This window comes from Bradyrhizobium sp. (assembly GCF_049581145.1).
Taxonomy (GTDB): Bacteria; Pseudomonadota; Alphaproteobacteria; order Rhizobiales; family Xanthobacteraceae; genus Bradyrhizobium.
Map to the genome: position 1 here is coordinate 1 of NZ_JBAURI010000179.1, position 1848 is coordinate 1848.

General features: G+C 63.7%; 2 protein-coding genes. Both read right to left on the reverse strand.

Annotated features, from left to right (window positions below):
• Positions 1 to 211: 211 nt before the first annotated feature.
• A complete protein-coding gene (locus tag WCB02_RS05820; RefSeq protein ID WP_423956885.1) occupies positions 212 to 1237 on the reverse strand; it encodes a Rieske 2Fe-2S domain-containing protein in 1026 nt (341 codons plus the stop codon).
• 14 nt (positions 1238 to 1251) lie between these two features.
• Positions 1252 to 1848 (reverse strand): amidohydrolase family protein (locus WCB02_RS05825; protein WP_423956886.1); only part of this gene is annotated, 597 nt, incomplete at its 5' end.

Here is a 1848-nt window from a genome sequence, read left to right on the forward strand (position 1 = left end):
ACGTCGAGCCGCGCGCCGACCGCGACAATGACGCCGTCCGAAATCGCGATGTCGGACAGACGCTCGCAACGATCCTTCAGGCAGGCATTTCGGATCAGGATATCGGCCGGTTCAGGCATCAGCGCCCCGCGTCATTGGATTGGCCGGACAGAGGTTGCTGCCGTCGCGACTGGATTGGAGGCAAGCTCGACGCAGTTACGGCAAGTCACGTTCAAGTGGTCTCGTGCCGGGGTATTTCGCATTCGTTGTGCGCCTGGAGCAATTCCAACAGCCGCTTTCGCATCAGCATGCCCGGCCGGTCCGACGGCATGTGCTTCTCGATCTTGCGGCTCAGATCCACGATGGCATCGGGGTCGGTCGATTCCAGCATGTCGCGATCCTCGGCGATGATCGCGGCGTCCCAATCAATCAGCTCCTGCGTCGAACAGTCGGCCTCGGTATCGTTGCGAAACAGGATCTGCACGACCTGTATCTCGCCGTCGGACACCGGTGTGGCGCAATTGAAGATGATGTGCCGGATGCCGGACGGATATTCCATGTCGAGACGCCGGCAGAACGGCATGAACCACTTGTTGCGCTGGTGCCGACGTGTCGTCGGATCGGACGTACCGCTGATCCGGAACGCGTTCGGCGGATTTCGGATCGTGATGATGGTCTCGGCATCGAAGCCGTAGTCGGTCTCGACGATCTCGTATTTCTCGGGCTTGGGCTGGTTGATGTCCCCGAAGGTGCCCTTGTGCACGAAGGCGAAATGCGCGTTGTCGAAGGAATTTTCCATCAGTCGAAGCGCCGCGGTATTCCATTTGGCGTAGAACTGGTGGATACGGCGATAGCGCGGATCGCCCTCCTCGGAAATCTCGGGGATACCGCTCAGCGGTTCGTCGAGCGCGACCCAGACATAACCATACCGCGCCTGCGCGCGAAACGAACGCGCCCTGGCATCCGGGATCGGCTGCTCGAACGGAAACTGCGGAATCATGACCAGCTTGCCCTCGCGGTCGTATTCCCAGCCGTGATAGCCGCAGACGATGTTGCCGTTGTTGCACCAGCCCTTCGACAGTTTCGCGGTACGGTGGCAACAGCGGTCTTCCAGCGCCGCCGGCTCGCCCTTGGCATCGAGGAACAACACGATCGGCTCGCCCAGGAGCGTGAACGGCTTCGGGCCGTCCTTGAGATGATCGAGGGGCATCACCGCATACCAGAAGCGACGAAGGACCGGCTGTTTGGTAGCAAGCATGCTGTTTCTCCCTGTCAGGCCGCCAGGCGCGCGACGACGCGCATCGCATCGGATCGAAGCTTTGCGATATCGAGCCCGGGAATCGCGCCGTTCTCGACAACGATGCGGCCGCCGATCAAGAGAGTGCGCAGGCTGGCCGAGCCCGCGCAGGTGACCGGCGCGATCAGGCGATCGTGCATGCCGAAGTGCCGCGGCTGGTTCAGATCGAAGATCGCGATGTCGGCCTGCTGGCCCGGCGCCAGCGTGCCGATCTGCGGAAGTCCCAGGACGCGAGCGCCGCCGGCGGTCGCCCAGTGCACCACGTCTTCGGCCGTCACGGCGTCGGCGCCCTTGACGGCGCGATGGGTGTGCCAGGCGCTGTGCATCTCGCTGATCATGTCGGCAGATTCGTTGGACGCCGCGCCGTCCACGCCCAGCGACACCGCGCCGCCCAGCCGGGCCATTGCATCGGCCGGCGCGACGCCCGAGCCGAGCCGGCAGTTGGATTGCGGACAATGCGCCATGCCGGTGCCGGTGCTCGCCAGCATCCGGACCTCGGCGGGATCGAGATGCACCAGATGCGCAAACCATACATCGGGGCCGAGCCAGTCATGGTCGGCCAGCCATTCCAC

What these genes read in the sequence shown, in the direction of transcription:
- WCB02_RS05820 (WP_423956885.1), bottom strand. Translation starts at nt 1,237, where the DNA reads ATGCTTGCTACCAAACAGCCGGTCCTTCGTCGCTTCTGGTATGCGGTG.